The organism is Kiloniella laminariae DSM 19542 (assembly GCF_000374005.1).
Classification (GTDB): domain Bacteria; phylum Pseudomonadota; class Alphaproteobacteria; order Kiloniellales; family Kiloniellaceae; genus Kiloniella; species Kiloniella laminariae.
In genome coordinates this window covers 233,502-258,772 of the sequence record NZ_KB893157.1, presented here as the reverse complement: position 1 = coordinate 258,772, position 25,271 = coordinate 233,502, and the positions used below count along the sequence as shown (strand labels likewise).

The window sequence follows — 25,271 nt, the reverse complement described above, 5'->3', positions numbered from 1 at the left end:
ATAAAGCCCCTGTCTGCCTCACATAAAGGGATGATCCGGGGTCATAAGAACCTCAAGCAGCAGTGTCCCGCCAATAAAGATAATCAACAAGCCTCCTCCGATGGAGACCACCCGCCCGACAACTGCGGTTTGCACACCCAGTTCATCCAGAATTTTAAGCAGCGGAAAGCGGATCCCCTTGGCAGCCAGTGCCAGCAAGGACACCGTAATCCCTGTCCCGAGAGACATCGCCAAAACAGCTGCCAGTCCCCCTGCCCAGTGCCCAAGCACAAAAGCCAGAATCAAAACCAGCAGCGCCCCGGTACAGGGGCGAATACCGATCGCCAGAACAATCGCAAAAATATCCCGGTACTGCTTTAATCCGGCGAAGCGGCGCTGTGGCATAGGAGGGGTACAGCAGCTATGCTGTTCTGTATTCTCTGGCATGGTTGATTTGTGAGGATGGGCATCATGGGAATGTCCACAGGTACTTTTTGAATTCTGATCTGGAGCAATAGATACATGGTTCTGTTGGCCACCATGATCATGATCGCAGCATTGTGATGCCCGAAGACGCAGCCCGCGCCACAGCAAGACACCCCCAACCACCACGACAGCACCATAGCTGAGAGGTTCCATCACTGATTCGACAGCTAAGGAAGCGCCACGTACGCCACTTTCAATCAGCAGATAACAGACCCCGACGATCACAATCGCTGTCAGCCCCTGCATAAATGATGCAGCCATGGACAGCCCGACCACAGACCTTATTTTTGTATCCGTGCTCAGGGTATAGGTAGCGATCACTGCCTTGCCATGCCCGGGCCCCAGAGCGTGGAAAACACCATAGAGAAAACAGATCCAGACAAGATAGACCAGGGAGTCAAATCCGAGACCATCCCCCAGGGCCCGGACTCCGTCACCTAAAAGAGAGGAAAAGGCACGTTGCTGATTGCGTAAGATTTCAAGAAAGCTGCTCCAGATACCTGCCTCTGCAGAAGGAAAGAGCCCGACAACATCAAACAAGGCATCCACCAGAAGACCCAGCCCGACCAACAGAACGACAAGAAGTAATAACCTTGCCCCGCCCCGACTGAATGAAACCTTGGTCATGAGCAAGTCACCCGGAGAGTCGCAGCAAAAATAGATCCCAGCTCCGGGTTGGCTGCAACTTCTTCATCACTGAAAAAGAGATCTGAAAGGGGTTGCTCAGTACCGACAGCATCATCAGGTTCTATAGTTTTGTACCCGCAGCCTTTTGCCTCTCCGGCAACAAAACTCACCGTATTTTCCGGTACCAACTCAATCGAGATAAAATAGGAAGGATCGTACATCTTCAGCTCTATGGCCTGAGAAAGCACAATCGGTTGATCCAGAGTCAGCTTGAAGCGCAGCACCAGACGGTTATTCAACAGATCCCCATCCGCGGTGACTTCTTTTGTGAAAACAAGTTTTTCAGCCCCGGCTTTCCGCGCAGAGAGAAAATAGTCCCATTCATGAAGATTGCGTACGGCATCCCCGGCAAAGTTGTTCAGTTCGGCCTTTTCCACCTGCCCGCTGAGATCCTGATCCAGATCCTGCAATAGCGTTTCGGTATAAAGATCATCAAATATCCAGACGGGCTCAAGCGCAACAATTCGACCATCATCATTCAGGTGAACAATCACAGCCGCATCGACCCAGACATGCGGATGAGCCTGGGCTGTCGTACCGCAAAGAATCACAACAGCCAGTCCCAGAAGGACCCCTCTGAAACAGGCCTTCATATGAAAAAGAGAAAACAGAACCACAGCGAGCAACTCACATAAAAAGACAAGACGGTTACCAGAACAACGGAACATGCCTCGTCATAATCGCCCGATCGGAAAAGTCGAGCGCCAGGATCAATAGTTATAGTATAACATTATAATAATTCAATCCCGGCTCTATAATATAATCGGAGCGACTATACCTCCCCCATGACCATTGCCCGCATTTTCAACGCTGCAAGATCAGCCTCACGCGCGTAACTGTCAGCTTCCTTGCGATAAGACATAAAGCTCTGATAAATCTCTCCGGCCAGCGAACTGCCCTGACTGATCTCAAGTAAGGTATCTTCAGAAGCCTTGTAAAGCTCGCGCATCACCTCATCGGGGAAGGTCCGGAGTTCAACCCCTTCTTTCTCCAAAAGCGGGGCAAAGGACTTCACATTTCCATAGGTGAAATCTGCGTAACTCTCCGTCGCTGAAGCCATCACGGCCCGTTTCACCAGCTCCTGTAAATCCTCCGGCAAGGCCGCATAGGCCTCTTTGTTGACAATAGCCTCCAGCGCCGGACCAATCTCGTGGAAAGCAGGCATGTAATAATATTTGGCAACCTTGTAGAGACCAAAAGCCAGGTCATTCCAGGGGCCAACCCACTCCGCAGCATCCACCGTTCCAGCCTGCATCGCCGGAAAGATCTCGCCCGGTGGCAACAGCACCACATTCACACCAACCCTGCGCATGGCCTCGCCACCCAGTCCGGCAATGCGCATCTTGATCCCCTGCAGGTCAGCAAGACTGTTGATTTCCTTGCGGAACCAGCCGCCAGCCTGCGGTCCCGAGGACCCCGCATAGAATGGAAGCACACCAAAGGGCTCATAAGCCCGTTGCCAGAGCTCCTGACCACCGCCAAAGTAGAGCCATCCACTATGTTCTGCAGCTGTCAGCCCGAAAGGAACACCGGTAAAAAAGTGAAAAGCCTGATCCTTGCCCTGCCAGTAATAGGGCGTCGCATGCCCCATCTGGGCAACATTGTTCGAAACCGCATCAAAGACTTCAAAGGGCGGCACCAGCTCCCCGGCGGCGAAGAGTTCAATCGTCAGACGTCCTCCGGACATTGCTGTAATCATCTCGGCCAGTCGCTGCGCATTCACTCCGACGCCAGGCACATTACGCGGCCAGCTCATGGCCATTTTCCAGACGATTTTTTCATCCGCTCGCACAACAGCAGGGGCCGCAAGACTGGCAGCCCCACCAACTGCAAAGGCCCCCAGCAACTCCCGCCGGTTCATCCCTTTTGTCTTTGGTGTGTCCTGTTCTCCTGCTGCGCTTGAGTTTTTGCGTGGATCAGTCATGTCAGCCCCCATGGATGTTTTAATCCACTTTAGCTCTTCACGCATAAGACGCAATATCTCCTGCACGCCCGGGAAAAATTATTCTCTCTGCCGTGAGAGAAGTAACAGCGGGAAAGTAGCAATCAGAATCATAGCCGCTGAAACAACAAGGCAGGCCGTCAGTCCGGCGAACTGAAAGACAATACCAGACAAAAGAGTTCCCCCCAGCCGTCCGACCGCATTGGCCATATAGTAGAACCCGACATTCAGCGCCACCTTGTCCGCATCCGAAAAACCGACAATAAGATAGGAATGTAAGGAGGAATTCACGGCAAAGACAAAACCGAAAACCAGTAATCCGATGATCAGAATATAGGGTCCGGCTGCTGTATCCATCCAGATTCCACCTGCAATGCACAGGGGAACAACCATCAGTATTCCTCCCCAAAATTCTGCTGCCTTAACTCCTTGCTGTGGCGTCACAACCCCGCGGGTAAATTTCGGCACCACAGCCTGAACCAGACCATAGCCAATAACCCAGACAGCCATAAAGGCCCCTACTTCTTCAAAACTCCACCCCAGAGATGAATAGAGAAAAACCGGAAGAGCGACCACGAACCAGACATCTCTGGCTGCAAAGAGGAAAACTCTGGAGAAAGACAATAGATTGATCTGCCTGGTTTTTGAGAAAAGCTCCCGAGTCCCGACTGGGCTTTTCACCCGCCCCAACGCGCGTTCGGCCAGGAGAAAACTCCCGAGCAAAACCAGCGCCAGACCAAAGGCCATCACCCAGAGCGAAAGCTGGAAGCCCAGTCCTTCCAGCAACAGTCCTCCAAGCAGGAAACCCAGCCCCTTTAAGGCATTCTTGGATCCGGTTAACAAGGCAACCCAACGAAAGAGCAGACCTGGCCTGTTATTCGATGCTTCTCCACTGTCTTCTTTTACCACCAGTTTGACAGCAGATTTTGAACTCATCTTGGTCAAGTCCTTGGCAACGCCAGACAGAGCCTGTGCCACCATGACATAAAAAACCGAAAAACCGATGGACCAGGTTGTATCCAGTGCGGAAAGCAGCAGCAGGGCAAAAACTTGTATTGCCAGCCCCACCAGCAAGGTCAGCCGCAGGCCAAAGCGTGCTGCGATCCAGCCCCCGGCAAGGTTGGTGACAATCCCCATGGCCTCATACAGCAGAAACAGGCTGGCCAGATCCAGAGGCGAAAACCCGAGCTGATGAAAGTGCAGCAGGACCAGCATGCGCAAAGCCCCGTCGGTCAGGGTAAAGCCCCAGTAGGCAGCCGTTACAACCGCATAACCCCGCAGATCAGCCATTTAGAGATCCTGCCCGATCAGGCGAAGCAGATCGACCATCCGGTTCACATAGCCCCACTCATTATCATACCAGGCATAAACTTTGAGATGCTGTCCATCGACCACCATGGTACTGGGACCATCGATGATCGAAGAGCGGGGATCATTGACAAAATCTGCCGAGACCAGCGGTCGTTCCTCGAAACCGAGCACCCCTTTCAAGGAGCCACTTGCCGCTGTTTTGAACAGCTGATTGACTTCTTCAGCAGTCGTCGAACGCGCAAGTTCAAATACACAGTCGGTCAGCGATGCATTGAGCAACGGAACGCGAACCGCATGACCGTTAAATTTTCCCTTCAGCTCTGGATAGATCATCGTAATCGCCGTTGCCGACCCCGTGGTCGTCGGGATCAAAGAGTTCAGGGCCGAACGGGCACGCCGCAGATCCTTGTGCGGAGAATCGACCATGACCTGGGTATTGGTCACGTCGTGGATCGTGGTGATTGATCCCCGTTCGATACCAATCGCTTCATGAATTACCTTGACCACCGGGGCCAGACAGTTGGTTGTGCAGGAGGCCGCGGTAATAATGTGGTGCTGATCTGGTTTGTAGAGTTCGTGGTTCACACCATAAACAAGATTCAGCACCCCTTCCGATTTCACCGGCGCCGCGACCACGATCTTCTTCACGCCAGCTTCAAGAAGAGGAGCCAAAACCTCTTGTGTCTTGAACTTGCCCGAACACTCGAGAACCACATCCACACCCCGGGCTTTCCAGTCAACCTTCACCGGGTCCTTCTCTTCAGAAAAAGAGATTTTCTGTTCTCCGACCGTTATGCCTCCCTCAGAAGCAATCACTTCGTTATGCCACCGACCATGGACAGTATCGAATTCCAGCAGATGTGCTGCGCAGTCAACCCCGCCCTGGATCTCGTTCACATGAACGAAATCAATTCCCGGGACGTCCCAACCTGCCCTGAACACCAAACGCCCCATCCGGCCAAAGCCGTTAATACCAACACGTAGAGTCACTGGCTTCATCTCCTAAATGCCTTGCTTATAATTCCATAATTCCGGAAATATAAAGATTATGTGTGAATTTTTTATGACGTAATCTAAATATTCCTCGATATCTTCAGCTTTTTTCCAGCGCCCTTATCCCAAGTGATATTTTTTACACGATGCCATAAGCACAACAAAAGGCTGATAAGAAATTCTGGTTGGTTGCCCGGGTCAGGATCTGACATCATTCATAAAAATTCCCAGGAAATCCGTAAAAAAACCCGGGAACGAACTGTCAGCCTGAGACTTAAGAAAGTACAAAATGCCCCGCGATCCCAGATACGATATTCTTTTTGAACCGCTGCAAATCGGCCCTGTTACTATAAAAAATCGCTTCTATCAGGTGCCGCACTGCAATGGCCTGGGCTACGCCCGCCCCAAGAGCCTCGCCGCCATGCGCGGCATGAAAGCGGAAGGCGGGTGGGGTGCTGTCTGTACCGAAGAAGTAGAAATTCATCCCTCATCGGAAATTTCTCCCTATATTGAAGGCCGCCTGTGGGATCAACGCGATATCCCTGCCCATCGCCTTATGACCGAAGCTGTACACCAGCACGGCTCCCTTGCCGGGGTTGAGCTTGTTCACAATGGCTTTCACGCACCCAACCGCACATCTCGCCTTCCGCCGATGGCTCCCTCGGCCATGCCGGTAAGTGCCTATGATCCTGTGCACGCCCGGGCCATGGATCTAACCGACATCAAGAATCTGCGCAAATGGTACCGTCAGGCTGCCCTTAATGCCCGCGAAGCTGGTTACGACATCGTCTACGTCTATGCCGGGCACTGTATGACCACGCTGATGCACTTCATGTTGCCCCGATACAATCAGCGCAGTGATACCTATGGCGGATCTCTGGAAAACCGGGTTCGTCTGACACGGGAGATTCTTGAAGAAACAAAAGAAGCCGTAGGTGATCGTTGCGCCATCGCCTTCCGCTTTGCTGTGGATGAATTGCTGGGCAAAGATGGTATGACTTCAGAAGGTGAAGCAAGGGACGTTGTAGGTATGCTGGCAGAGCACCCCGACCTCTGGGATGTCAACATCAGCGGCTGGACCAACGATTCCTCGACTGCGCGTTTTGAACCCATCGAAGGCTATCAGGAAAAATATACGGCTTTTGTGAAGTCCCTGACCAGTAAACCCGTGGTCGGTGTCGGGCGCTTTACCTCGCCCGATGCAATGGTTTCCCAAATCAAACGAGGTGTTCTCGATCTGATCGGTGCCGCCCGGCCCTCCATTGCCGATCCCTTCCTGCCCAACAAGATCGCCGAGGGCCGTGTTGATGAAATCCGCGAATGTATCGGCTGCAACATCTGTGTGACCGGCGATAATCTCTGTGTTCCGATCCGCTGTACCCAGAACCCAACCATGGGCGAAGAATGGCGGCGCAAGTGGCACCCGGAAAAAATCGCCCCGAAACAGTCTGACGACGCTGTCCTTGTGGTCGGCAGCGGCCCCTCAGGTCTTGAGTGTGCCCTGCAACTGGCAAATCGGGGATATCAGGTTACCCTTGCCGAAGCCGGAACAGAACTGGGCGGGCGCTCGACCAGAGAAAGCAGACTGCCTGGTCTTTCCAGCTATGCCCGTGTCAGGGATTACCGCAGCAACCTGCTGCAGCAAAAGAGCAACGTGGAGATTTATCTCGACAGCGAACTGGATGAAGCAGCCCTGCTCGAGTTTGGCTTTAAACATATCCTGCTCGCCACCGGCTCTCGTTGGCGTAGAGATGGCACAGGACGACACCACCACAAACCCTTGTCCGGCCTGGATCTACTTCCTGTCTTCACACCGGATGATCTGCTTGACGGGAATAGCCCCGCAGGAAAGGTCGTGATCTTTGATGATGACCATTACTATATGGGCGGGGTTCTTGCTGAAAAACTGGTCACAGAAGGCCAGCAGGTGACCTTGGTTACACCGGATGTAAAGGTTTCTGCCTGGACCGAATTTACGCTGGAACAGGAAAAAATCCAGTCACGCCTGATGAACCTAGGCGTACAAATCATCACCAGCCATAGCGTCGAAACGGTAACGGCAGGGTCTGTCGAGCTGGCCTGTGGTTACACGGGTCAGACACGCACTATTTCTGCTGATGCTTTGCTGTTGGTCACCGCCCGCGATGCCAATGATGCCTTGTATCACAGCCTGAAAAACAAACCCGCCGCACTTGCTGCGGCAGGGATCAAAACACTGGAAGTCATCGGCGATGCCTATGCACCGGGCTCCCTCGCCTCGGCCGTTTATTACGGTCATCTGGCCGCCCGTTGTTTTGAAGGAGAAAGCTGGGATGCTGCCCTGTTCGAAGGAGAGCGGCCCGGGCTTATAAGTTAGCGATCATCCGAAAAGAGCTACACTATTCTGGCTTGCTGCGGCTTTGATATCATGGAGGACTTCAACAAAATGCGTATCCTTCTGCTCATCAAAGCTGCAGCTGGCTGTATGTACCGTAAAGACAGCCGCCAGTTTTGCTTCAATGATCCGGGCACGCTGTTCTGTCAGATCATCCGTTTCGATAACAATTTTCTGGACCTCTTCTCCGGCACGTACAGCTGACACAGAAAACGGCACAGAGCTGTTCAAGGCAAAAAATTCAAGAATACGAGGCAAGGTTCCCGGCTCGCTCTCGGCAAGGATCTGATAGGTCGCAACCGGATTATTTCTCACAGCCATTCTCCACAAAGGCATTCAATACACAGCTGTTCAAAAACACAGCAAGGGCGCCTCCCCCTGATAGACAGTATCCCCTATCGCAGACGGTAAATCTTCCCTAAGTCCAGAAAAAGATGATACAAAGAGGATCAAAATTCCGAATGAAACATAAAATACGGGAAATATGACCGATATTCTTGATGATCTCGACATACGTATCCTCGAAGCCCTACAAAAGGATGTTACAATCCCGGTGACAGAACTTGCTGAACAGCTGGGCTCCTCGAAATCGGTTTGCTGGCGGCGCATCCAGCGCCTGCTCGATAATGGCGTGATCAAGGAACGCGTCGCCATTCTTGACCAGAAAAAAATCGGTCTGGGTGTTACGGTTTTCGCTCAGGTGAAGATGCACCACCACGTCAAAGGCGCCTTGCCCGACTTTGTCGAGGCCGTTCGAAAATGCCCCCAGGTGATCGAGTGTCACACCCTCATGGGCAGTGTCGATTTCCTGCTCAAAATTGTGGTTGGCAATATAGAAGAATACGAACGTTTTTTCTGGCAGGAGCTTTCCCAGATCGAAGGCGTACAAGAGATCAGTTCTTCCACAGCCCTGACCCGTTTTGTCGACACAACCCGGCTTCCGCTCCAGCAACTTTACAAAAGGGAAAAAAGGCCGGATTAACCTCCTCCTCTTCAGAAAAATACCCAGAGAATACAAAACAGGCTGGTAAGTCGCATAAAAAACCTGTCGTATAGCCCCCTCAGGCAAGCCAGTAGAGCGTGGCATCCTCCCATTACATAGAAAATTCAATGACTCAAAATCAGGACCACCCGGTAAGCCTCCGGGATTACAGCATCCTCGGAATCGTATTCCTGCTCTGGGGCCTGAACTATATCGCCATCAAGGTAGGGGTCAGTGAATTCCCGGTCTGGACAGCACTTGCGATTCGCTTTTCAATTATCTTTCTTCTGCTTGCCCCTTTTGTGAGATATCCCAAAGGGCAATTCCGCTCGCTGTTGACCATAAGCCTGGTGCTTATTCCTGGCCATTTTGGTTTGCTCTTCTGGTCGATCCAGCATACGGCCAGTGTTGGCGCGATCTCGGTGATCATACAACTTGGCCCTGCTTTCTCGGTGCTGCTTGCCTGGATATTTTTCAGGGACATCCCCGGTATCAAAAGAATTTCCGGCCTGACCCTCGGTTTTATCGGTGTGGTTATACTCTTTTATGAGCCAACTTTTTTTGACAGTATGGACGCCTTGCTTGCTGGCTTGGCCTCTGCCTTCTGCATGGGCTTCTATACCATTCTGATCAGGGGCAAGACCCTGATTTCCCCCCTTGCAATCATCTGCTGGAGTTCTGCTCTGGGAATTCCCTTCTCTCTGGCCCTCGCCTTTCTGCTTGAACCCAACATCATGGTCTCGATGGAAGCCGCCAGTCTCAACGGTTGGCTTGGGGTTACCTATGCCGCAATTGCCTCCAGCATCATCGGTCATGGCTCCTGGGCGTGGATGCTGCGTCGGCATCCGATTTCTTTCCTTGCCCCCCTGACATTGAGTGTGCCGGTTATTGCCGTATTCGCCACCGTTATGGTATTTGATGAACCCTTCACCCTGCATATGGCTTTTGCAGGACTGATTGTCTTGGCAGGCATGGGGCTGATTACCGTCTCGAAGGCTTATAAATAGGGTATAGTGATCCGCTATAGTCTTTCTGGCGTAAAAGCTGAAGAAAGCATCAAGAGCAGAAACGAGACCCCGATGTTCAGGAATTTGATTATTGTGATAAATTTGGTCATGGGGTTATTTGCAACTGGTGCTGCAGCATCCCAGCTTTCATCAGCGCACGATTTCTCTTTTGCATCGATTGAGGGCGGCAGCATCAATCTTGCTGATTACAAGGGCAAAGCAATCTTGCTGGTCAACACGGCCTCTTTTTGCGGCTTTACCAAACAATACGCCGATCTGCAGAAGATTTGGGACAGTTACGGCGAAAAAGGACTGGTTGTCCTTGCCGTCCCTTCCAACGATTTTGGCGCGCAGGAACCCGGCAGCAAGGACGATATAAAACAGTTCTGCCAGATGCAGTACGGCATTGATTTCCCCATCACCGAAAAAGAGCATGTCAAAGGTGCTGATGCGCACCCCTTCTACAAGTGGGCTCGACAGGAACTGGGTATGGTTGCGGCCCCCAAATGGAACTTCCACAAATATCTTATCGGGCCGGATGGCAAACTGGTTGACTGGTTCAGCACCGTCACCGCTCCAAACGCCCCAAAAGTTATCCAGGCTATTGAGAAACTCCTCAAGCCCGGAACCCACTGAGCAACGCCTGTAAAGCTGTCGCGTTTTATCTTATCTAAAGTACGCCTTGGCTTCAGCCCAGAGCCAGTCACGAAACCAGATAACTTCCGGTTTGGGGCGAGACTGGCTCTCCGGCATCAGCAGATAGTGGGACTGTAAAGCGGGCAGCTCATGTTTGCTTGGACGGATCAAACGCCCGTTTTCAAGGTAGGGCTCGGCAAAACATTTTTGAACAGCCGTAAAACCAGATCCGGTAGCCGCCATTTCCAGGGCGGTCAGAGAGTTATCAACCCGAACGCCTTTCACGGTGTCATACTCTCCCGGACCATGAGATTCAAACCAGCGTTTCCAGACATCTTCGCTTCCCATAATGTGCAGAAGGTTTTCTGACTGTGGCTCCAGTTTCTCCTCAAACAGAGGCGAACAGACCGGGATTATCTTGTCATGACAGAGTAATTCCACATTGAAATCATTCCAGTGCCCGTCTCCAAACCGCACCTCCAGATCCATTTCGTCTTCACTTGATCCTTCAGCCCAGATCGAGGTGCAAAGCCGGATGTTTACCTCGGGGTATTTTTGGCGAAAATTTTTCAACCGAGGCCCCAACCACAACACCGCAAAAGATATGGTTGCCCGAATTGTTACTGATTTGTCGCGCTTGGGGCCGAACAGACCCACGGTTGTTGCCGATAACTCGTCAAATGCCTTGCGCACAGCGGGGAGATAGGCCTTGCCCATATCCGTCAGGCGCAAACTGCGCGGCAAGCGTTCGAACAGGGGAAAACCAAGGTGTTTTTCCAGGGACCGCACCTGATAACTGATTGCCGCCTGGGTTAATTGCAGCTCCTCTGCCGCAGCCGTAAAACTGGTACGACGGGCCGCAGCTTCAAAAGCCCGAAGCCAGATCAGAGGAGGCAGTTGGTAAGACATCATTAGATCCAAAAATTAATTTAGGCCTTACTAGAATAATACTTCGTTTGTTTTTTGGTCAAGGTTGATAAATTATGGCCTGATTGAACAGTGTGATTCAGGGATTTAAACTGAAGCTCCCCCGCATTCCGGTGGCCAGCTCATCCCGTTGCAGGCGAAGGCAGATAGAAGATGAAAATTGAAAGTATCGAAACTTTCACCAATGAATTTGTCTCCATCGTTCGCGTCAGAACCGACGAAGGTCATGAAGGCTGGGGTCAGGTTGCGCCCTATCTCGCTGACATCACCGCACAGGTTGTCCATCGACAGGTCGCGCCCTGGTTGCTTGGTCGGGATCTCGGAACATTATCGCTTGCTGACCTTGATGCCGCAACGGACGAAGTTCTGGAACGCGAACACAAATTCCCCTGCTCTTATCTCTACCGCGCGCTTTGCGGGGTTGATACTGCCCTTTGGGATATCCGGGGAAAGATCGAAAACAAAAGTGTTTGCAAGCTGCTAGGAGGGACAACAGCTTCATTTCCCGCCTATGCCTCAAGCATGCAGCGCAACATCACCCCAGAACAGGAACTTGCCCGGTTCCAGAAACTGAAAGACCTGCACGGCTATAGCTCCTTTAAGTTCCGTATCGGCAAGGAATGCGGCCACGATCAGGATCAATGGCCGGGCAGAACAGAAGCCATCATCCCAACCATCCGCAAAGGCCTCGGAGATGACGTTACACTGCTGGTTGATGCCAACAGCAGCTACAGTCCTCCCCGCGCCATTGAGGTTGGCAAACTGCTCCAGGAACATGGCATCAACCATTTCGAAGAGCCCTGCCCCTATTGGGAACTGGAATGGACCAAGCAGGTTACCGACAGTCTGGATATCGATGTCAGCGGTGGCGAACAGGACAACTATCTGCCGATCTGGCAGAAGATCACCCGGGGAAAAATTGTCGACATCGCCCAGCCTGACATCTGTTATATGGGCGGCATCACCCGTACGCTCCGGGTTGTCGAGCTGGCAAAACAGGCTGGAATGCCCATTACCCTGCACGCCGCCAACCTGTCTCTTGTGACTCTCTTCTCCCTGCACATGATGGGAGGAATATCGAACCCGGGAAAATATCTCGAGTTCTCGATTGAGGGACTCGATTACTATCCCTGGCAGAATGATATTTTCACACCCGGCTTCCAGATCACAGACGGCAATTTAGCGATCCCCGACACACCCGGCTGGGGGATCGAACTCAATCCTGACTGGCTGGCACGACAGCAGTATCAGATCAGCCGGGTCGGACAGGATTTCCCGGATCTGAAACTGCGTGCGGGCCTTTAAGCTAAATCAAGATTCAACAAACCCTTCAGACGACAAACATATTAACGCCAACATAGGGCGACAAGGAATCTGCGTCATGACCGACAACCTGCAGCAACTCATCCAGAATTATTTCAAGCTCGGCAGTCTCTCTGACCTGCCAACAGGTCTGTTCATTGACGGGAAATTCTGTGCGGGCAGCACAGCTGAACAGATGGAATCCTTCGACCCCGGCCTTGCGCAGGCGTTTGCCAGTTTTTCCTGTGCCACAGAAGAAGACGTCAACCGGGCGGTCGAAAGTTCTGAAAAAGCCTATCGGACAGTCTGGCGAAAAACCCTGCCCGCAGAACGGAGCCGTCTCCTGAACCGGGCCGCGGCTCTTCTGCGTCAAAACAGCGATCTGCTTTCCGTTACAGAAACAATCGATTCCGGAAAAACCCTGGCTGAAGCCCAGGGAGATATCAACAGCTCGGCACGTCTGCTTGAATACTACGCAGGTGCCGCTGATAAACTCGAGGGTGAAACCTTCCCCCTCGGTCCAGATTATCTTTCTTTCTCTCTCCACGAACCTGTCGGAGTAACGGCCCATATCATTCCCTGGAACTATCCGACCTCTACCATGATCCGCGGAATAGCTCCTGCCCTTGCCGCCGGCTGTACCGCCGTCGTCAAACCAGCTGAAACCACACCTTTTACCGCACTGTTGATTGCCGGAATTTTCAAGCAGGCTGGTTTTCCTGACGGTGTTCTCAACATCATCAACGGCACCGGCGCCAACGCAGGGGCACCACTGGTCTCGCACCCAAAAGTTCGTCATGTTACCTTTACTGGCTCGGTTGATACCGGGATCAATGTCATGAAAGCGGCGGCCAACAATGTTGCCAGTGTAACTCTTGAACTTGGCGGAAAATCACCAGTTATTGCTCTTTCAGACTGCGACATCGACGCCGCCGCAGAAGGAACGCTTTGGGCGATATTTTCCAATGCCGGACAAATCTGTTCTGCAGGTTCCCGCCTGATTGTCGAACGTACTATTCACACAAAACTTCTGGAAAAGCTTGTAGAGAAAACAAAAAATCTCACTCTCGGACACGGCCTGCGCAACCCTTCTATCGGGGCCATCAACTCAGAAATGCATCTTAAAAAAGTTGATGACTTCCTTATCGATGCCAAAAAACGCGGCATCACGGTTGCCCATGGCGGCAACAAAACTCATGACCCAGAAACAGGCAAAGGCTGGTTCTTTGAACCAACCATTCTAGATCAGCTCACTCCGGATGATAGGCTAATTCAACAGGAGATTTTCGGGCCCGTGCTCTCGGTACAGGTGGTAGATTCAGCAGACGAAGCGCTGGAGCTGGCCAACGGCACCAACTTTGGTCTTGCCGCAGGTATCTACACCCGCGACATCAGCAAAGCTCTGCGCCTCGCCCGGGACATTGATGCAGGACAGCTCTACGTCAACGAATACTTTGCAGGCGGGGTAGAGGTCCCCTTCGGTGGCAACAAACTTTCAGGTTTCGGACGGGAGAAAGGGCTGGAAGCCCTGCGGAGTTACTGTCGGGTCAAGGCAGTAACGGCAAGGATCTAGTACGGTTCTGGATCAGCAACAGAAAGGCCTGCTGTGAACCATTCAATTGTTTGAATAGCGGGCCACTTCGTCCTTCATCCAATTAATGAAAACCTGTATCCGGGGATCATCCTTGAGATCATTTCGACAGGCCAACCCCCAGCCTCCCGGCGCTTGGGCCACATGATCAACAGGCTGTACTAGACGTCCGGCCTTGATATCGCCTTCGGCAAAGGGACCATTGACCATGGCGACGCCTTCCCCATCCATCGCCATTTCCAGAGCAATCGCGACGGTATCGACCCCGATGGATGAGCGCGTAGAGGGAGCAACAACCCCAGCGGATTGGAACCACTCATTCCAGTGATCATCTGCCGTATAGACCTTGAGCAACGGTACACGCAGCAAGTCAGCAGCAACCATTTCCCCTCCCTGCGCCGCGAGGAAACCGGGACTACACACAGTTGTCAGCCGCGCTTCAAAAAGCGGAATCCAATGCAGGTGTGTCGCCAAAGGTTTTGCCGTATAGATCATCCCGATATCCGCCAGGGATTCATCAAAAGATCCGTCAAGAATACTCGAGATAATATGAAGATCAAACCCGGCCTCCAATGCGCGAAAACGATGTAGCCGCCGGGCCAGCCACCGAATGGACAGCGTCACATAGGCCTGCACTCTCAAGCTGCGGGATTGACCGGAGCGCCGCAGGATCTCGGCACAGCTCAATAACTGCCCCAGCGCCTCACGGACAACCGGATAAAAAATTTCACCCTCCCGTGTCAGTTTGACCGCGCGCCCCTCGCGAACGAACAGGGCAACCGCCAGACTTTCTTCCAGCAAACGCACCTGATGGCTGATTGCAGTATGGGTGAGGTTCAGCTCCTCCGCAGCTCCCCGGAAACTCTCAAGTCTGGCCGCAGCCTCGAAACCCTTGAGCGCTTTCAGCGGTGGAAGCTTTGTGGCATCCAGTCGTCCGGCCATATTCTTCAGGCTCCCTGTGTAATACCCTTGGCATTCTTGGCATCAACCAAAGCCAATTGGAATATTTTTTATACCAATTGACAAAAAAACATCATTTGTCGGAAGTCGTGATCAGGCGCAGAGTTATTTCCCAGGAAACGGCTTAACCCAAACCATGTCCAGCAACACATCTGCTAGAATGCAGATCCCCTGCAGCATGATCACGAGGACAGAATGAAGATTACCGAGCTCAAAACCTTCGTCGTTGGCAATCCTCCACCCCATTTTGGCGGGCGCTACTGGATCTTCACCAAGCTGACCACAGACAACGGCATTGAAGGCATCGGCGAAGTCTATTCAGTTCCTTTTCATCCGCATGTGGTTGAAAGCATGATCCGCGATGTTTTTGAACGCTATGTCGAAGGCATGAACCCTTTCCGGATCGAAACCCTCTGGCGGCGGGTCTATTCCAGCGGCTTCACCCAGCGCACCGATATCTCAATCATGGGAGTCTTAAGCGGGATTGAAATGGCGCTTTGGGATATTGTCGGCAAATCTCTCGACAAACCCGTCTATGAACTTCTTGGGGGAAAGGTACATGAGAAACTCCGCTCCTATACCTACCTTTACCCACAGGAAGGTGACAAAACCGATGTCTACCTGGACCCGGATCTTGCCGCGGAACGTGCCGCTGACTATGCAGCACAGGGCTTCACCGCCGTAAAATTCGACCCGGCAGGGCCCTACACAGCCTTTGATCCGCGTCAGCTGTCGCTTGAGGAACTGGACCGCTCGGAAGCCTTCGCCCGGAAAATTCGTGAAGCAGTCGGCAGCCGTTGCGATCTGCTCTTTGGCACTCATGGACAGATGACTGCGGCCGGGGCAATCCGTCTGGCAAAACGCCTCGAGCCCTATGACCCGCTCTGGTTTGAAGAGCCCACCCCCCCTGACAATCAGGAAGAGATGGCCAAAGTAGCCCGCGGCACCTCGATCCCGATTGCAACCGGCGAACGTCTGGCAACCAAATATGAATTCCAGCGTGTCCTGCAAAGCGGGGCCGCTTCTATTTTGCAGTTTGCCCTGGGACGGGTTGGCGGCATTCTTGAAGCCAAGAAGATCGCTGCCATGGCCGAGGCCAGCTATGCCCAGATCGCCCCGCATCTTTATTGCGGGCCAATTGAAGGGGCTGCAAATATCCAGATAGGTGCCTGCAGTCCGAACTTTCTAATTCAGGAAAGCATCCAGCAATGGCAGGGTTTCCATACCGAGATCCTTAAAAAGCCAATCCGCTGGGAAAACGGCTATATCATTCCATCCGATGAACCCGGACTTGGGGTCGAGCTGAACGAAGCTGTTGCCGAAGCTCATCCCTACACTGGTGACATGCTGCATCTGGAAATGCAGCAGCATCCGGTGTGAGCGGACAACGACACCCTCTCATCTTTTACACAACATCAAATTGCACCTCCCTCAGGTACCTTCAGGAGAAAAAAAATGAAAATCGGTTTTGTCGGCCTTGGCAGTCTGGGCGAACCTCTGGCAATGAATCTGGTTCAGGCCGGACACGAAGTAACGGTTACAGACCTTAACCGTAAAAATGCCGAACGCCTTCTCGCTGCGGGAGCGATCTGGTCTGACGATATCGCGGGCATTTGTCGTTCCGCTGAAACCGTCATTACCGTTCTGCCTTCCCCTGAAGCATCCCGCAAAGTTGCCGAAGGAGAAGGGGGACTGTTTGACAATCTTGCTGCAGGCAGCACCTGGATCGAGATGAGCACCACCGATTTCGAAGATCTGAAGCGCCTCAGCGAAAAAGCCAAAGCCAAAGGCATCGACGTGCTGGAATGTCCGGTTACCGGGGGCGTTCACCGCGCTCATTCCGGCCAGATCACCATCCTCGTTGGTGGCGAAGAAACCGTGTTCGACAGGGTCAAGCCGGTATTGCAGACAGTCGGCGGCGAAATCATCTATATGGGACCGATTGGTCATGCGACAGTGGTCAAGGTCGTTACCAATATGCTGGCCTTTATCCACCTCGTCGCCGCCAGCGAAGGCATGATGCTGGCCCGAAAATTTGGTGTCGATATGGATGCAATCTGGAAAGCCATTCGCCACAGCTCGGGCAACAGCTTTGTTCATGAAACGGAATCAAAACTGATCCTCAGCGGCAGCTATAATGTCAATTTTCCGATAGATCTTGTGCTCAAGGATCTTGGCCTCGCCCAGGGCATTGCAGAAAAAACCGGGGTGCCCCTGGAACTGGGCAGCGCCACCCAGCAGATTTATCGTCGCGCCAAAGGTCTGTTTGGTGGACAGGCCCAATCCCCGGAAGTTGCCAGAATGATCGAACAGGCCTGTGGCATTGACCTCAGAGCAGAAGGCTATCCCGCAGAGCTGACCGAAGAGAATGTCGGATAGCTGACACCCCTCCTTCTGGCAAACACCCCCTAACGAACAAGATGAATGGATTTCAAAAAGGCACTGAAATGGCATTTGATGCATTATCCTCCTTCTCAAAGGCAGACTGGCAAGCAAAAGCACAGTCTCTGAAGATCAAAACAGGCTTGTTCATTGAGGGACGCTTTGTCTCTTCCCAGGACGGCCACAGCTTTCCGACCATCAGCCCGGCCAACGGCGAAGTTGTGGCTGAAATGTCAAAGGGCAGTGCAGCGGACATTGATCTGGCCGTTGCCTCAGCCCAGACCGCCTGGCGGGATGGTCGCTGGAGGCATATGCCGCCGCGGGAACGGATGGCGGTTCTCTCGCGCATGGCTGATCTGGTCGAGGCCAATGCGGCTGAACTGGCTTTGCTTGAAACGCTGGATATGGGAAAGCCCATCAGCGATGTTCTGAACATCGATCTGCCAGAGGTTATTGTCACCCTGCGCTATTTTGCCGAATGCATCGACAAGATCGAAGGAACGGTCACCAACACGGTGAAGGATGCGCTGCACTTTGTTCTGCAGGAACCCCTCGGCGTGGTCGGGGCCATCTCTCCCTGGAACTACCCAATGTTGATGGCGACATGGAAGTTTGCCCCCGCCCTCGCCGCTGGAAACTGTGTGGTCCTCAAACCTGCCGAACAGGCCCCGATGAGCTGCCTGCGTCTGGCCGAACTCTTTATCGAGGCGGGCGGCTCGACAGGGGTCTTTAACGTGGTCAATGGTTTGGGTCCTGAAGCAGGAAAGGCCCTGGCCCTGCACAACGATGTCGCCAAGATTACCTTCACCGGCTCTACCGCTGTCGGCAAACTGATGCAGATCTATTCCGGGCAATCCAATCTGAAACGGGTATCGCTGGAATGCGGCGGGAAAAGCCCCCAGATCTTTATGCCCGACCTGAAAGATCTGGATCGCGCAGTGGACTACGCTTTCGCCGGGATCTATGACAACGCAGGACAGGTCTGTAATGCAGGTTCCCGTCTGCTGGTCCATCGATCCTTGCAGGAAGAATTTTCTGCCCGCTTTGAACAGCGCGCGCTGGCAGCCTATCAACCCGGTGATCCTCTTGATCCCGCGACCACCATGGGACCAATGGTCAGTCGTTCACAGCAACAGGGGGTACTGGAAAAAATCACCCGCGGGGTTACTGAGGGAGCCAGACTATCCTTTGGCGGTGCGATACCTGCAGGATTTGAAACCGGGGCTTATGTTGCCCCGACACTGCTCAACGGCGTCACCCGCGGCATGAGCCCGGCCCGGGAAGAAATCTTTGGTCCAGTTGCATCCCTCATTACCTTCGAAACCGAAGAAGAAGCCCTGCAGATTGCCAATGACAGCATCTACGGCCTCGCAGCCAGTGTCTGGACCCGGGATGTCACGACGGCACATCGCATGGTCAAGGCAATCGAGGCGGGTGTTGTCTGGGTCAACTGTTTTGGCGATGGGGACATGACCCAACCTTTCGGCGGCTACAAACAGTCCGGCAACGCCCGGGACAAGTGTTTTGCCAGCCTGCTAAGCTACACCCAGAGTAAATCTGCCTGGTTCAGTCTGGAATAAAGTCGAACTGCACAGAGTGAGGGGACAATAAAGCGCCCCTCAAAAAATTCCCGCTTCAAGCCCCGCAGCCATCAGCAACCCCAGCTCCTCGCACGGACTGAGGAACGCCTGGTCATAAGCGCCTCGACAGATCAGTGGCTCTTCCTGCACAGCCTTCCAGCGCAGCCCGGTGATAATTGTCTCGACTGCCCGCCGGGTACCAGTGCCGTCATGCCCCGCACGAATATAAAGCCCATAAGGCAGACCCTGTTTTTTCTCAAGACAAGGGTAATAGATCCGGTCGAAGAAATCCTTCAGGGCCCCACTCATATAGCCCAGGTTTTCTGTTGTTCCCAGAATGATGGCATCGGCGGCAAGCACATCCCCCGGCCCCGCCTCAAAAGGCGTCCGGACCACAAGATCAATTCCCGCAATATCTTCATGCCCAGCCCCTCGAACCACGGCATCACAAAGTTGCTGTGTGTTGGGCGAAGGCACATGGGCGACAATCAGGAGATTTTTATTCGCCATAGCTGCTCATGACCTCTTCAGGACGAGAGATAAAAATATTAACAAAATTCTACCCTTACCACTTTCAACTGACTAGGATGATCCCGCTATTTTGTGACAAGAGTCTATTCGAAAGCAGAGGGTTATGGGAAACAAAAATCGTATTGTACTGGTGACTGGTGCGACCAGTGGTGTCGGACTGGCAACGGTTGAAGCCTTGAAATCCTCCGGCTACAACGTCGTTCTCACTGGCCGAAACCCCGACAAGGTCGCCGGGTATGCAGAACAGACCGGGACTTCAGGATATGTTCTCGACGTTGCTTCGGAAGCCAGCTGCAGTGACGTTGTTGCCCGGGTTGAACGGGAAGTCGGACCTCTTTGGGGGTTGGTCAACAATGCCGGGATTTGGCTTGAGGGAGACTTTGAAAGCCACACACCCGCAGATATCCGCAGCGTTATGGAAACCAATACACTGGGCACCATGTTTATGACCCATGCCGTCCTGCCCGGCATGCTCGAACGCAAAAGTGGTGCCGTTATCAATGTGGTCTCGACTGCTGCACTCTATAGCCGGAAATCCATCGCGGTTTACAGCGGCAGCAAGTGGGCGATCCGTGGTTTCACCGGCTGTCTCGAGGTTGAATGTGCCCCGAAAGGTGTACGGGTCATGGGCTTTTATCCGGGCAAGGTTGACAGCCAGATGTATGCCACTGCCGGAATTGACCGCGATCTCAATGTCGCCATGCGCCCGGCTGATGCCGCGGGCATGATCGAACATATGCTGAGTGATGAGAAGATGCTCTGGGGCCATGTATCCGGCAGAAGCCTGAACGATTACCAGTAACGATTACCAGTAATGCTCACTACCAGCTCAGAACACAAAAGCCCCCGGATTGGTTTCCGGGCGCTTTTGTGTTGAGGCATCCCTGCAATAAATCAGATAATCGCAGCGCGGACCTTGGCAGAAACCATCTCGCTGATAATCACCGCAATAAAGACGATCAGCAGAATCAAGGTAACTTGGGGCCAGGCCAGTACATTCAGCGAGGACTGCATCTGCAACCCAATCCCGCCAGCACCGACCAGCCCCAACACCGTTGACTCCCGGATGTTGATGTCCCAACGGAACACTGTAATCCCGGCAAAGGATGGCATGATCTGAGGCACAATGGCATAGGCCATTACTTGCCAGCGGCTGGCTCCGGTCGCCGTTATTGCCTCTACCTGTTTCTCGTCAATTTCCTCAATCGCTTCATAAAGAAGCTTTGCACAAAAACCAATGGATCGCAGGGCAATGGCAATGGTCCCGGCAAAGATTCCCGGGCCGATAATTGCCACCAGCAACAGAGCCCAGATCAGGGAGTTGATCGAACGGGAGGAAACGATAATCAGCAGAGCTGGCCAGCGACAGAAAATCGGGTGCGGCGTCGTGTTCCGGGCCGCCAGAAAAGCGATCGGCACCGCAAAAAACAGCGATAACAGTGTTCCCAGTGTTGCGATATTGATCGTGTCCCACAGCGGCTCCCAGAGTTGGTCGATATAGGACCAGCGGGGCGGCAGCGCGCGGGAGCCGATATCTCCGGCGATCCGTGGCGCATCCCAGACAAAAAACCACTCGGTCTGGCTCGAGATTTTTTGCCAGCAATACATAATGATCGAGACAGCAATAAAGAGGAAAAACCAGCGTAGGATCTGGCTGTTTCTGTCTCGGAGCTGCCAAACCTTCTGGCCCTTGTTTTTGATTGAAACCGCCATTACTGCAACCTCGCTCTAATCATGCCGGACAGATATTCAAGCACCATCACAACCACAATAATGATCACGATAATTGCTGCGGCAGTGTCGAACTCATAACGATCAAAGGCGGTATTAAGAGTAGCCCCGATGCCCCCGGCGCCGACAAGCCCCAGAATTGCAGACTCGCGAAAGTTGATATCCAGACGATACATGGAAAGGCCGATCAGGCGCGGCATGACCTGGGGCTGGATTCCATAATTGATCCACTGCAACCACGAAGCCCCTGTCGCCTTGACCGCCTCTGATTGCGAACGATCAGTTGACTCGATGTCTTCAGCCAGCAGCTTTGCCAGAAAACCGATTGTTGCAAAGGAAAGGGTCAGGAATCCCGCCAGGGGGCCAAAACCGAAAATCGCCACCAGCAGGATCGCAACAATAATTTCATGCAGGGCTCGGGAAACGGCAATGATTCCCCGACAAAGATAGTACACAGGCAGAGGCGCAATATTGCGCGCCGCACCAAGTCCGATCGGGATCGATATAATGATCCCAGCCGCCGTCGAGGTAATGGTCATGATGACTGATTCAATCATCCCCGCAGAGATATCAGACCAGCGGCTGGTGAAATCAGGGTGAGAAAAGGCGAGAATAAACTGTTTCCCCCGTTCCAGCCCTTCATAGACCCGTTGCCAGTTCACCTCCATCGACCCGATAGCCAGAACCAGATAAGCCAGGGCAAAAACAATCAGGCCCCAGCGGGCTAGGGGATTTCGAATAAAGGGCGGCTTCCGCCACTTCCTCCGCTCTGAGGCAAGAACTGCGCTCATGCAACGGCCCCCTCTGCCAGATCATTCTCATCCTCGTCCTCAACCCTGGCAATGGTTGCTTCCCAGTCTTCCTCGCCATAAATCTGGGTCAGGATATTAGGCGACAGGCCATCAGGCGGTCCGTCATAAACAACCTTGCCCAACTGCAGGCCAATCACCCGCTGGACAAACATCTGGGCCAGAGCCACATCGTGAATGTTGATGATCGCCGCCAGTCCCCGTTCGGAACAAAGCTCACAAATCAGACGCATGATCTGCCTTGATGTTTTGGGATCAAGCGATGCTGTCGGTTCATCAACCAGAAGCAGTTCCGGGTTCTGGATAAGCGCGCGGGCAATACCAACACGCTGACGCTGACCGCCCGACAGTTCATCTGCGCGTTTGTCCGCCATATGATCCAGCCCGACACGTTCCAGCAGGCGAAAGGCCTCATCCACATCACTCTGCGGATACCAGCGGAAAAAAGACCGCCAGAACCCAACGTACCCCAAACGCCCCGACAGAACATTTTCCATCACTGTCAGGCGCTCGACCAGAGCGTACTCCTGAAAGATCATCCCCATCCGGCGACGTGCCTTGCGCAGGGCACCAGCCCCCAGCCGGGTCAATTCTGTTCCGTTCAGCACAACCTTACCCGAAGTCGGCTCTACCAGACGGTTAATACAGCGGATCAGGGTGCTCTTGCCCGCACCGGAGGGGCCGATCAGGGCAACAACCTGCCCCTTGGGAATTTGCAGCTCCACATCTGTCAGCGCTTTATCACCCGTGGCGTACTGTTTGGTCAGTTTATTCAGGTGTAACATCTACTCTACCTGTATCTGTGGCTAAAATGCCTATACCTGAAAACCCCGGTGCCATGGGGCACCAGGGAACAATCAGGAGTTAACTGGAAAAAGGTCTGATAACTGCCTCGTTACTGGCAGGAATAGGACACATCATTCGCCGCATCTATTTTACGGATCACGTCCCAGAATTCTTTGTAATTCATAGGCAGAAACTGACCTTCATTGGACTTGGAGAATTCAGTTTCCAGAGATGTCCCGGCCCATTCAAAGCTGAAGAAGGCATCTTTGATCTGCGCCTGGAGTTCAGGCTTCAGATTATAGGCCACGCCAAATCCCGTGGTTGGGAATGTCTGGGATTTGTAGATTGTAACGACCTGATCCTCCTTGATGACATCGCGGGAAATCATCCGGAATTTGACCGAGTTTGCAATGGATGCCGCCACGTAATCCTTGTTGGCAACCCCAAGAATAGAGTTGTCATGTTTCCCTGAGAAAGTCGGCTCAAAATCCCGTTCTGGAATCATGTCGAAATCAGCCTTGAGAATGGCCGAAGGCGCTTTAAAGCCGGAATTGGAAGTTGGCGATGTAAAAGCCAGGCTTTTGCCCCGCAGATCTTCGACCTTTTCCACCCCGCTTCCAGGGTAAGTAATGATCTCCATTTCATAGCCGTAGCTGCCATCGGCACTGGCCATAATGGTGAAAGGATTAAACCCGGCACAATTTACAGCAAGCGGATTTGACCCCGTGTTAAAGCCTGCAATATGCAGACGACCGGAACGCATGGCTTCGATCTCTGCCGCGTTGGACTGAACCGGGAAGAAAATGACTTCCTTGCCGGTCTTTTCTTCAAGATATTCGATAAAATCAGACCAGGCTTCCTTATAGACCGCCGGATCTTCAACGGGAGTATAGGCAAAAATAAGTGTTTCCGGGTCTAGCCATTGCGACGCATCCGTTGGTGTGTCCGCAATTAGATCACCGTCCACATCACAAAAGCGGGTATCAAGATCCCCCCGGGGGCAATCCTGCGCCGAAGCGGTTGACAGATTAAGAGAAAAACAGGCCAGCACACTTGCACAGCCCAACAGAACGTCCCGAAGCTTCATGAATACCTCCCAGTATCAACCAGAGTATCAAACCAGTATGAAATCTGATTATTTGTTTTTGATCGTTACCATATCTGCAGAGGCACAGACTTCGATAAACCCCAGCCCCAACAGTGTTTTCTTGCTTGTTGTTATCATTATTAGCTTCAATTGAAACACAAGTAAGCTTCATATGAAATAAAATTCCGCTCCCTGCTCAAGCAGCCTCTTGACCAAATCAAACAGAAACACGACTAGAAAATGGCAATCTTCAGCTGAAAATAAAATTCTAATGAAACTTTTCAGACATTCACGCTTAATCTCTTCTTAACGACTCCAACATACACTCATAGGCTGCATACGACGAATAAACAGAATTCCTTACATCGTGTGTATTGAATCTTCACATAGACGATAGGGAAGTGATTCGAGACAATGAAAGTCGAAGTATCAGATCAAACAGCCCTCATCAGCCTCACGCCTTCACTGGACATGGCTTCAGCGGAACATCTGCTTGAACTTTTTGTTGATTCCGATAATAAGTCACTGAATCTAAAGATAGATGCCAGTGCCGTTGAAAAGGTCTCCACAGCCTGTATTCAGATCATGCATTCCGCAGCTATAAGCTGTATAGAGGCAGGAAGATCTTTTCAGATCAGTGATGCATCAGACGCCCTTGTCACTGCTTTTAAAGATCTGGGGCTCTACGCAAACATCAGTATGACGGACGAGAAATAATGGCTCTAAAAGTTCTTGCTGTAGATGATTCAAAAACCATGCGCGACATGGTTTCCTTTACACTCCGGAGTGCCGGACACGATGTTATCGAGGCCTCAGACGGGCGAGATGCCTTAAGCAAACTCATGGGTAGCGGCAGAGTCGATCTGGTTATCACAGACGTAAACATGCCAAACATGGATGGCTTGGCGCTGGTGAAAGAAATCAGGGCGAACCCAACCCACCGCCTGACCCCGATCCTGGTGCTGACGACGGAAGCGGACGGTGCCAAGAAGGAAGAAGGTCGGGCCGTCGGCGCGACAGGCTGGATTGTGAAGCCCTTCAATCCGGAAAAATTACTACAGGTAGTCCAGAAAGTTTGCCCATAACCTCAAGCTTCGGATCAACATTTGCGGCCAATTAATACAATGAGTTTGTGAGTTTGTTCAAAGGAGTTTCCCGATAACACCTGCCAGGTGAGTAACCAGCTAG

Annotated in this window: 25 protein-coding genes; 12 read left to right on the top strand and 13 right to left on the bottom strand. The window is 52.6% G+C overall.

Translation table 11 applies throughout. The features are described from left to right. Window positions 1-18 precede the first annotated feature (18 nt). The 5 genes from B152_RS0114330 to B152_RS0114310 form a co-directional block, all read right to left on the bottom strand. The gene (locus tag B152_RS0114330; protein WP_020593124.1) at window positions 19-1,092 is read right to left on the bottom strand and encodes a nickel/cobalt transporter; all 1,074 of its coding nucleotides are present in this window, start codon (window positions 1,090-1,092) and stop codon (window positions 19-21) included. Next, a complete protein-coding gene (locus B152_RS0114325; RefSeq protein WP_020593123.1) occupies window positions 1,089-1,820 on the bottom strand; it encodes a DUF1007 family protein in 732 nt (243 codons plus the stop codon). Before B152_RS0114325 ends, B152_RS0114330 begins: the two co-directional genes overlap by 4 nt. A 104-nt stretch (window positions 1,821-1,924) precedes the next feature. Continuing rightward, a complete protein-coding gene (locus B152_RS0114320) occupies window positions 1,925-3,121 on the bottom strand; it encodes a TRAP transporter substrate-binding protein (protein WP_020593122.1) in 1,197 nt (398 codons plus the stop codon). Window positions 3,122-3,154: 33 nt separating this feature from the next. After that, on the bottom strand, window positions 3,155-4,384 hold the full coding sequence (arsJ, locus tag B152_RS0114315) for an organoarsenical effux MFS transporter ArsJ (RefSeq protein WP_020593121.1): 1,230 nt from the start codon (window positions 4,382-4,384) through the stop codon (window positions 3,155-3,157). Beyond that, entirely contained in the window at window positions 4,385-5,404 is a 1,020-nt protein-coding gene (locus tag B152_RS0114310; protein WP_020593120.1) for an ArsJ-associated glyceraldehyde-3-phosphate dehydrogenase, read from the bottom strand. Window positions 5,405-5,687: 283 nt separating this feature from the next. On the opposite strand from B152_RS0114310, the gene B152_RS0114305 reads away from it, so the two are divergent. Further along, window positions 5,688-7,754, top strand: coding sequence for an FAD-dependent oxidoreductase (locus tag B152_RS0114305; protein ID WP_020593119.1), 2,067 nt, complete (start codon window positions 5,688-5,690; stop codon window positions 7,752-7,754). Window positions 7,755-7,757: 3 nt separating this feature from the next. Here B152_RS0114305 and B152_RS23850 read toward each other — a convergent pair whose 3' ends face one another. Further along, window positions 7,758-8,087 carry a hypothetical protein gene (locus tag B152_RS23850; protein WP_157231093.1) on the bottom strand — a complete coding sequence of 110 codons (330 nt, stop codon included), beginning with the start codon at window positions 8,085-8,087 and terminating at the stop codon, window positions 7,758-7,760. 169 nt (window positions 8,088-8,256) lie between these two features. Between B152_RS23850 and B152_RS0114295 the strand changes: the two genes are divergently transcribed. The 3 genes from B152_RS0114295 (at window position 8,257) to B152_RS0114285 (ending at window position 10,397) form a co-directional block, all read left to right on the top strand. After that, window positions 8,257-8,754, top strand: coding sequence for an Lrp/AsnC family transcriptional regulator (locus B152_RS0114295; RefSeq protein WP_020593117.1), 498 nt, complete (start codon window positions 8,257-8,259; stop codon window positions 8,752-8,754). 128 nt (window positions 8,755-8,882) lie between these two features. After that, window positions 8,883-9,761: a DMT family transporter gene (locus B152_RS23845; protein ID WP_020593116.1), complete on the top strand. Its 879-nt coding sequence runs from the start codon at window positions 8,883-8,885 to the stop codon at window positions 9,759-9,761. A gap of 93 nt (window positions 9,762-9,854) precedes the next feature. Next, a complete protein-coding gene (locus B152_RS0114285) occupies window positions 9,855-10,397 on the top strand; it encodes a glutathione peroxidase (protein ID WP_281168724.1) in 543 nt (180 codons plus the stop codon). Between the two features lie 30 nt (window positions 10,398-10,427). Here B152_RS0114285 and B152_RS0114280 read toward each other — a convergent pair whose 3' ends face one another. Beyond that, window positions 10,428-11,306, bottom strand: coding sequence for a LysR substrate-binding domain-containing protein (locus B152_RS0114280; RefSeq protein ID WP_033406537.1), 879 nt, complete (start codon window positions 11,304-11,306; stop codon window positions 10,428-10,430). Between the two features lie 171 nt (window positions 11,307-11,477). Here B152_RS0114280 and B152_RS0114275 point away from each other — a divergent pair, with 171 nt between their 5' ends. Then, on the top strand, window positions 11,478-12,629 hold the full coding sequence (locus B152_RS0114275) for a mandelate racemase/muconate lactonizing enzyme family protein (RefSeq protein WP_020593113.1): 1,152 nt from the start codon (window positions 11,478-11,480) through the stop codon (window positions 12,627-12,629). 76 nt (window positions 12,630-12,705) lie between these two features. Further along, entirely contained in the window at window positions 12,706-14,199 is a 1,494-nt protein-coding gene (locus B152_RS0114270) for an aldehyde dehydrogenase family protein (RefSeq protein ID WP_020593112.1), read from the top strand. A 42-nt stretch (window positions 14,200-14,241) separates the two neighbouring features. Here the strand turns inward: B152_RS0114270 and B152_RS0114265 are convergent, their stop codons facing one another. Continuing rightward, window positions 14,242-15,159, bottom strand: a complete 918-nt coding sequence (locus B152_RS0114265) for a LysR substrate-binding domain-containing protein (protein ID WP_020593111.1) — start codon at window positions 15,157-15,159, stop codon at window positions 14,242-14,244. A gap of 213 nt (window positions 15,160-15,372) precedes the next feature. Between B152_RS0114265 and B152_RS0114260 the strand changes: the two genes are divergently transcribed. From B152_RS0114260 to B152_RS0114250, 3 genes are all read left to right on the top strand, one after another. Continuing rightward, entirely contained in the window at window positions 15,373-16,557 is a 1,185-nt protein-coding gene (locus B152_RS0114260; RefSeq protein WP_020593110.1) for a mandelate racemase/muconate lactonizing enzyme family protein, read from the top strand. Window positions 16,558-16,632: 75 nt separating this feature from the next. After that, the gene (locus tag B152_RS0114255) at window positions 16,633-17,556 is read left to right on the top strand and encodes an NAD(P)-dependent oxidoreductase (RefSeq protein ID WP_020593109.1); all 924 of its coding nucleotides are present in this window, start codon (window positions 16,633-16,635) and stop codon (window positions 17,554-17,556) included. Between the two features lie 68 nt (window positions 17,557-17,624). Continuing rightward, window positions 17,625-19,139, top strand: a complete 1,515-nt coding sequence (locus B152_RS0114250) for an aldehyde dehydrogenase (protein WP_026261570.1) — start codon at window positions 17,625-17,627, stop codon at window positions 19,137-19,139. A 39-nt stretch (window positions 19,140-19,178) separates the two neighbouring features. Here the strand turns inward: B152_RS0114250 and B152_RS0114245 are convergent, their stop codons facing one another. Next, window positions 19,179-19,649 (bottom strand): flavodoxin family protein, encoded by a 471-nt coding sequence (locus tag B152_RS0114245; RefSeq protein WP_020593107.1) that lies wholly within the window; start codon window positions 19,647-19,649, stop codon window positions 19,179-19,181. A gap of 124 nt (window positions 19,650-19,773) precedes the next feature. Between B152_RS0114245 and B152_RS23840 the strand changes: the two genes are divergently transcribed. Beyond that, window positions 19,774-20,472, top strand: coding sequence for an SDR family oxidoreductase (locus B152_RS23840; RefSeq protein WP_020593106.1), 699 nt, complete (start codon window positions 19,774-19,776; stop codon window positions 20,470-20,472). Window positions 20,473-20,564: 92 nt separating this feature from the next. Here the strand turns inward: B152_RS23840 and phnE (B152_RS0114235) are convergent, their stop codons facing one another. The 4 genes from phnE (B152_RS0114235) to phnD all read right to left on the bottom strand — a co-directional run bounded on the left by phnE (B152_RS0114235) (window position 20,565) and on the right by phnD (window position 24,083). After that, window positions 20,565-21,383 (bottom strand): phosphonate ABC transporter, permease protein PhnE, encoded by an 819-nt coding sequence (phnE, locus tag B152_RS0114235; RefSeq protein ID WP_020593105.1) that lies wholly within the window; start codon window positions 21,381-21,383, stop codon window positions 20,565-20,567. After that, a complete protein-coding gene (gene phnE / locus B152_RS0114230) occupies window positions 21,383-22,192 on the bottom strand; it encodes a phosphonate ABC transporter, permease protein PhnE (protein ID WP_020593104.1) in 810 nt (269 codons plus the stop codon). The genes phnE (B152_RS0114235) and phnE (B152_RS0114230) overlap by 1 nt, the downstream gene beginning before the upstream one ends. Next, window positions 22,189-22,995 (bottom strand): phosphonate ABC transporter ATP-binding protein, encoded by an 807-nt coding sequence (gene phnC / locus B152_RS0114225; protein ID WP_020593103.1) that lies wholly within the window; start codon window positions 22,993-22,995, stop codon window positions 22,189-22,191. The genes phnE (B152_RS0114230) and phnC overlap by 4 nt, the downstream gene beginning before the upstream one ends. A gap of 110 nt (window positions 22,996-23,105) precedes the next feature. After that, window positions 23,106-24,083, bottom strand: coding sequence for a phosphate/phosphite/phosphonate ABC transporter substrate-binding protein (gene phnD, locus B152_RS0114220; protein WP_020593102.1), 978 nt, complete (start codon window positions 24,081-24,083; stop codon window positions 23,106-23,108). Window positions 24,084-24,497: 414 nt separating this feature from the next. On the opposite strand from phnD, the gene B152_RS23835 reads away from it, so the two are divergent. After that, window positions 24,498-24,800 carry an STAS domain-containing protein gene (locus tag B152_RS23835; RefSeq protein WP_020593100.1) on the top strand — a complete coding sequence of 101 codons (303 nt, stop codon included), beginning with the start codon at window positions 24,498-24,500 and terminating at the stop codon, window positions 24,798-24,800. Further along, on the top strand, window positions 24,800-25,168 hold the full coding sequence (locus B152_RS0114205) for a response regulator (RefSeq protein WP_020593099.1): 369 nt from the start codon (window positions 24,800-24,802) through the stop codon (window positions 25,166-25,168). Before B152_RS23835 ends, B152_RS0114205 begins: the two co-directional genes overlap by 1 nt. Window positions 25,169-25,271: the final 103 nt, after the last annotated feature.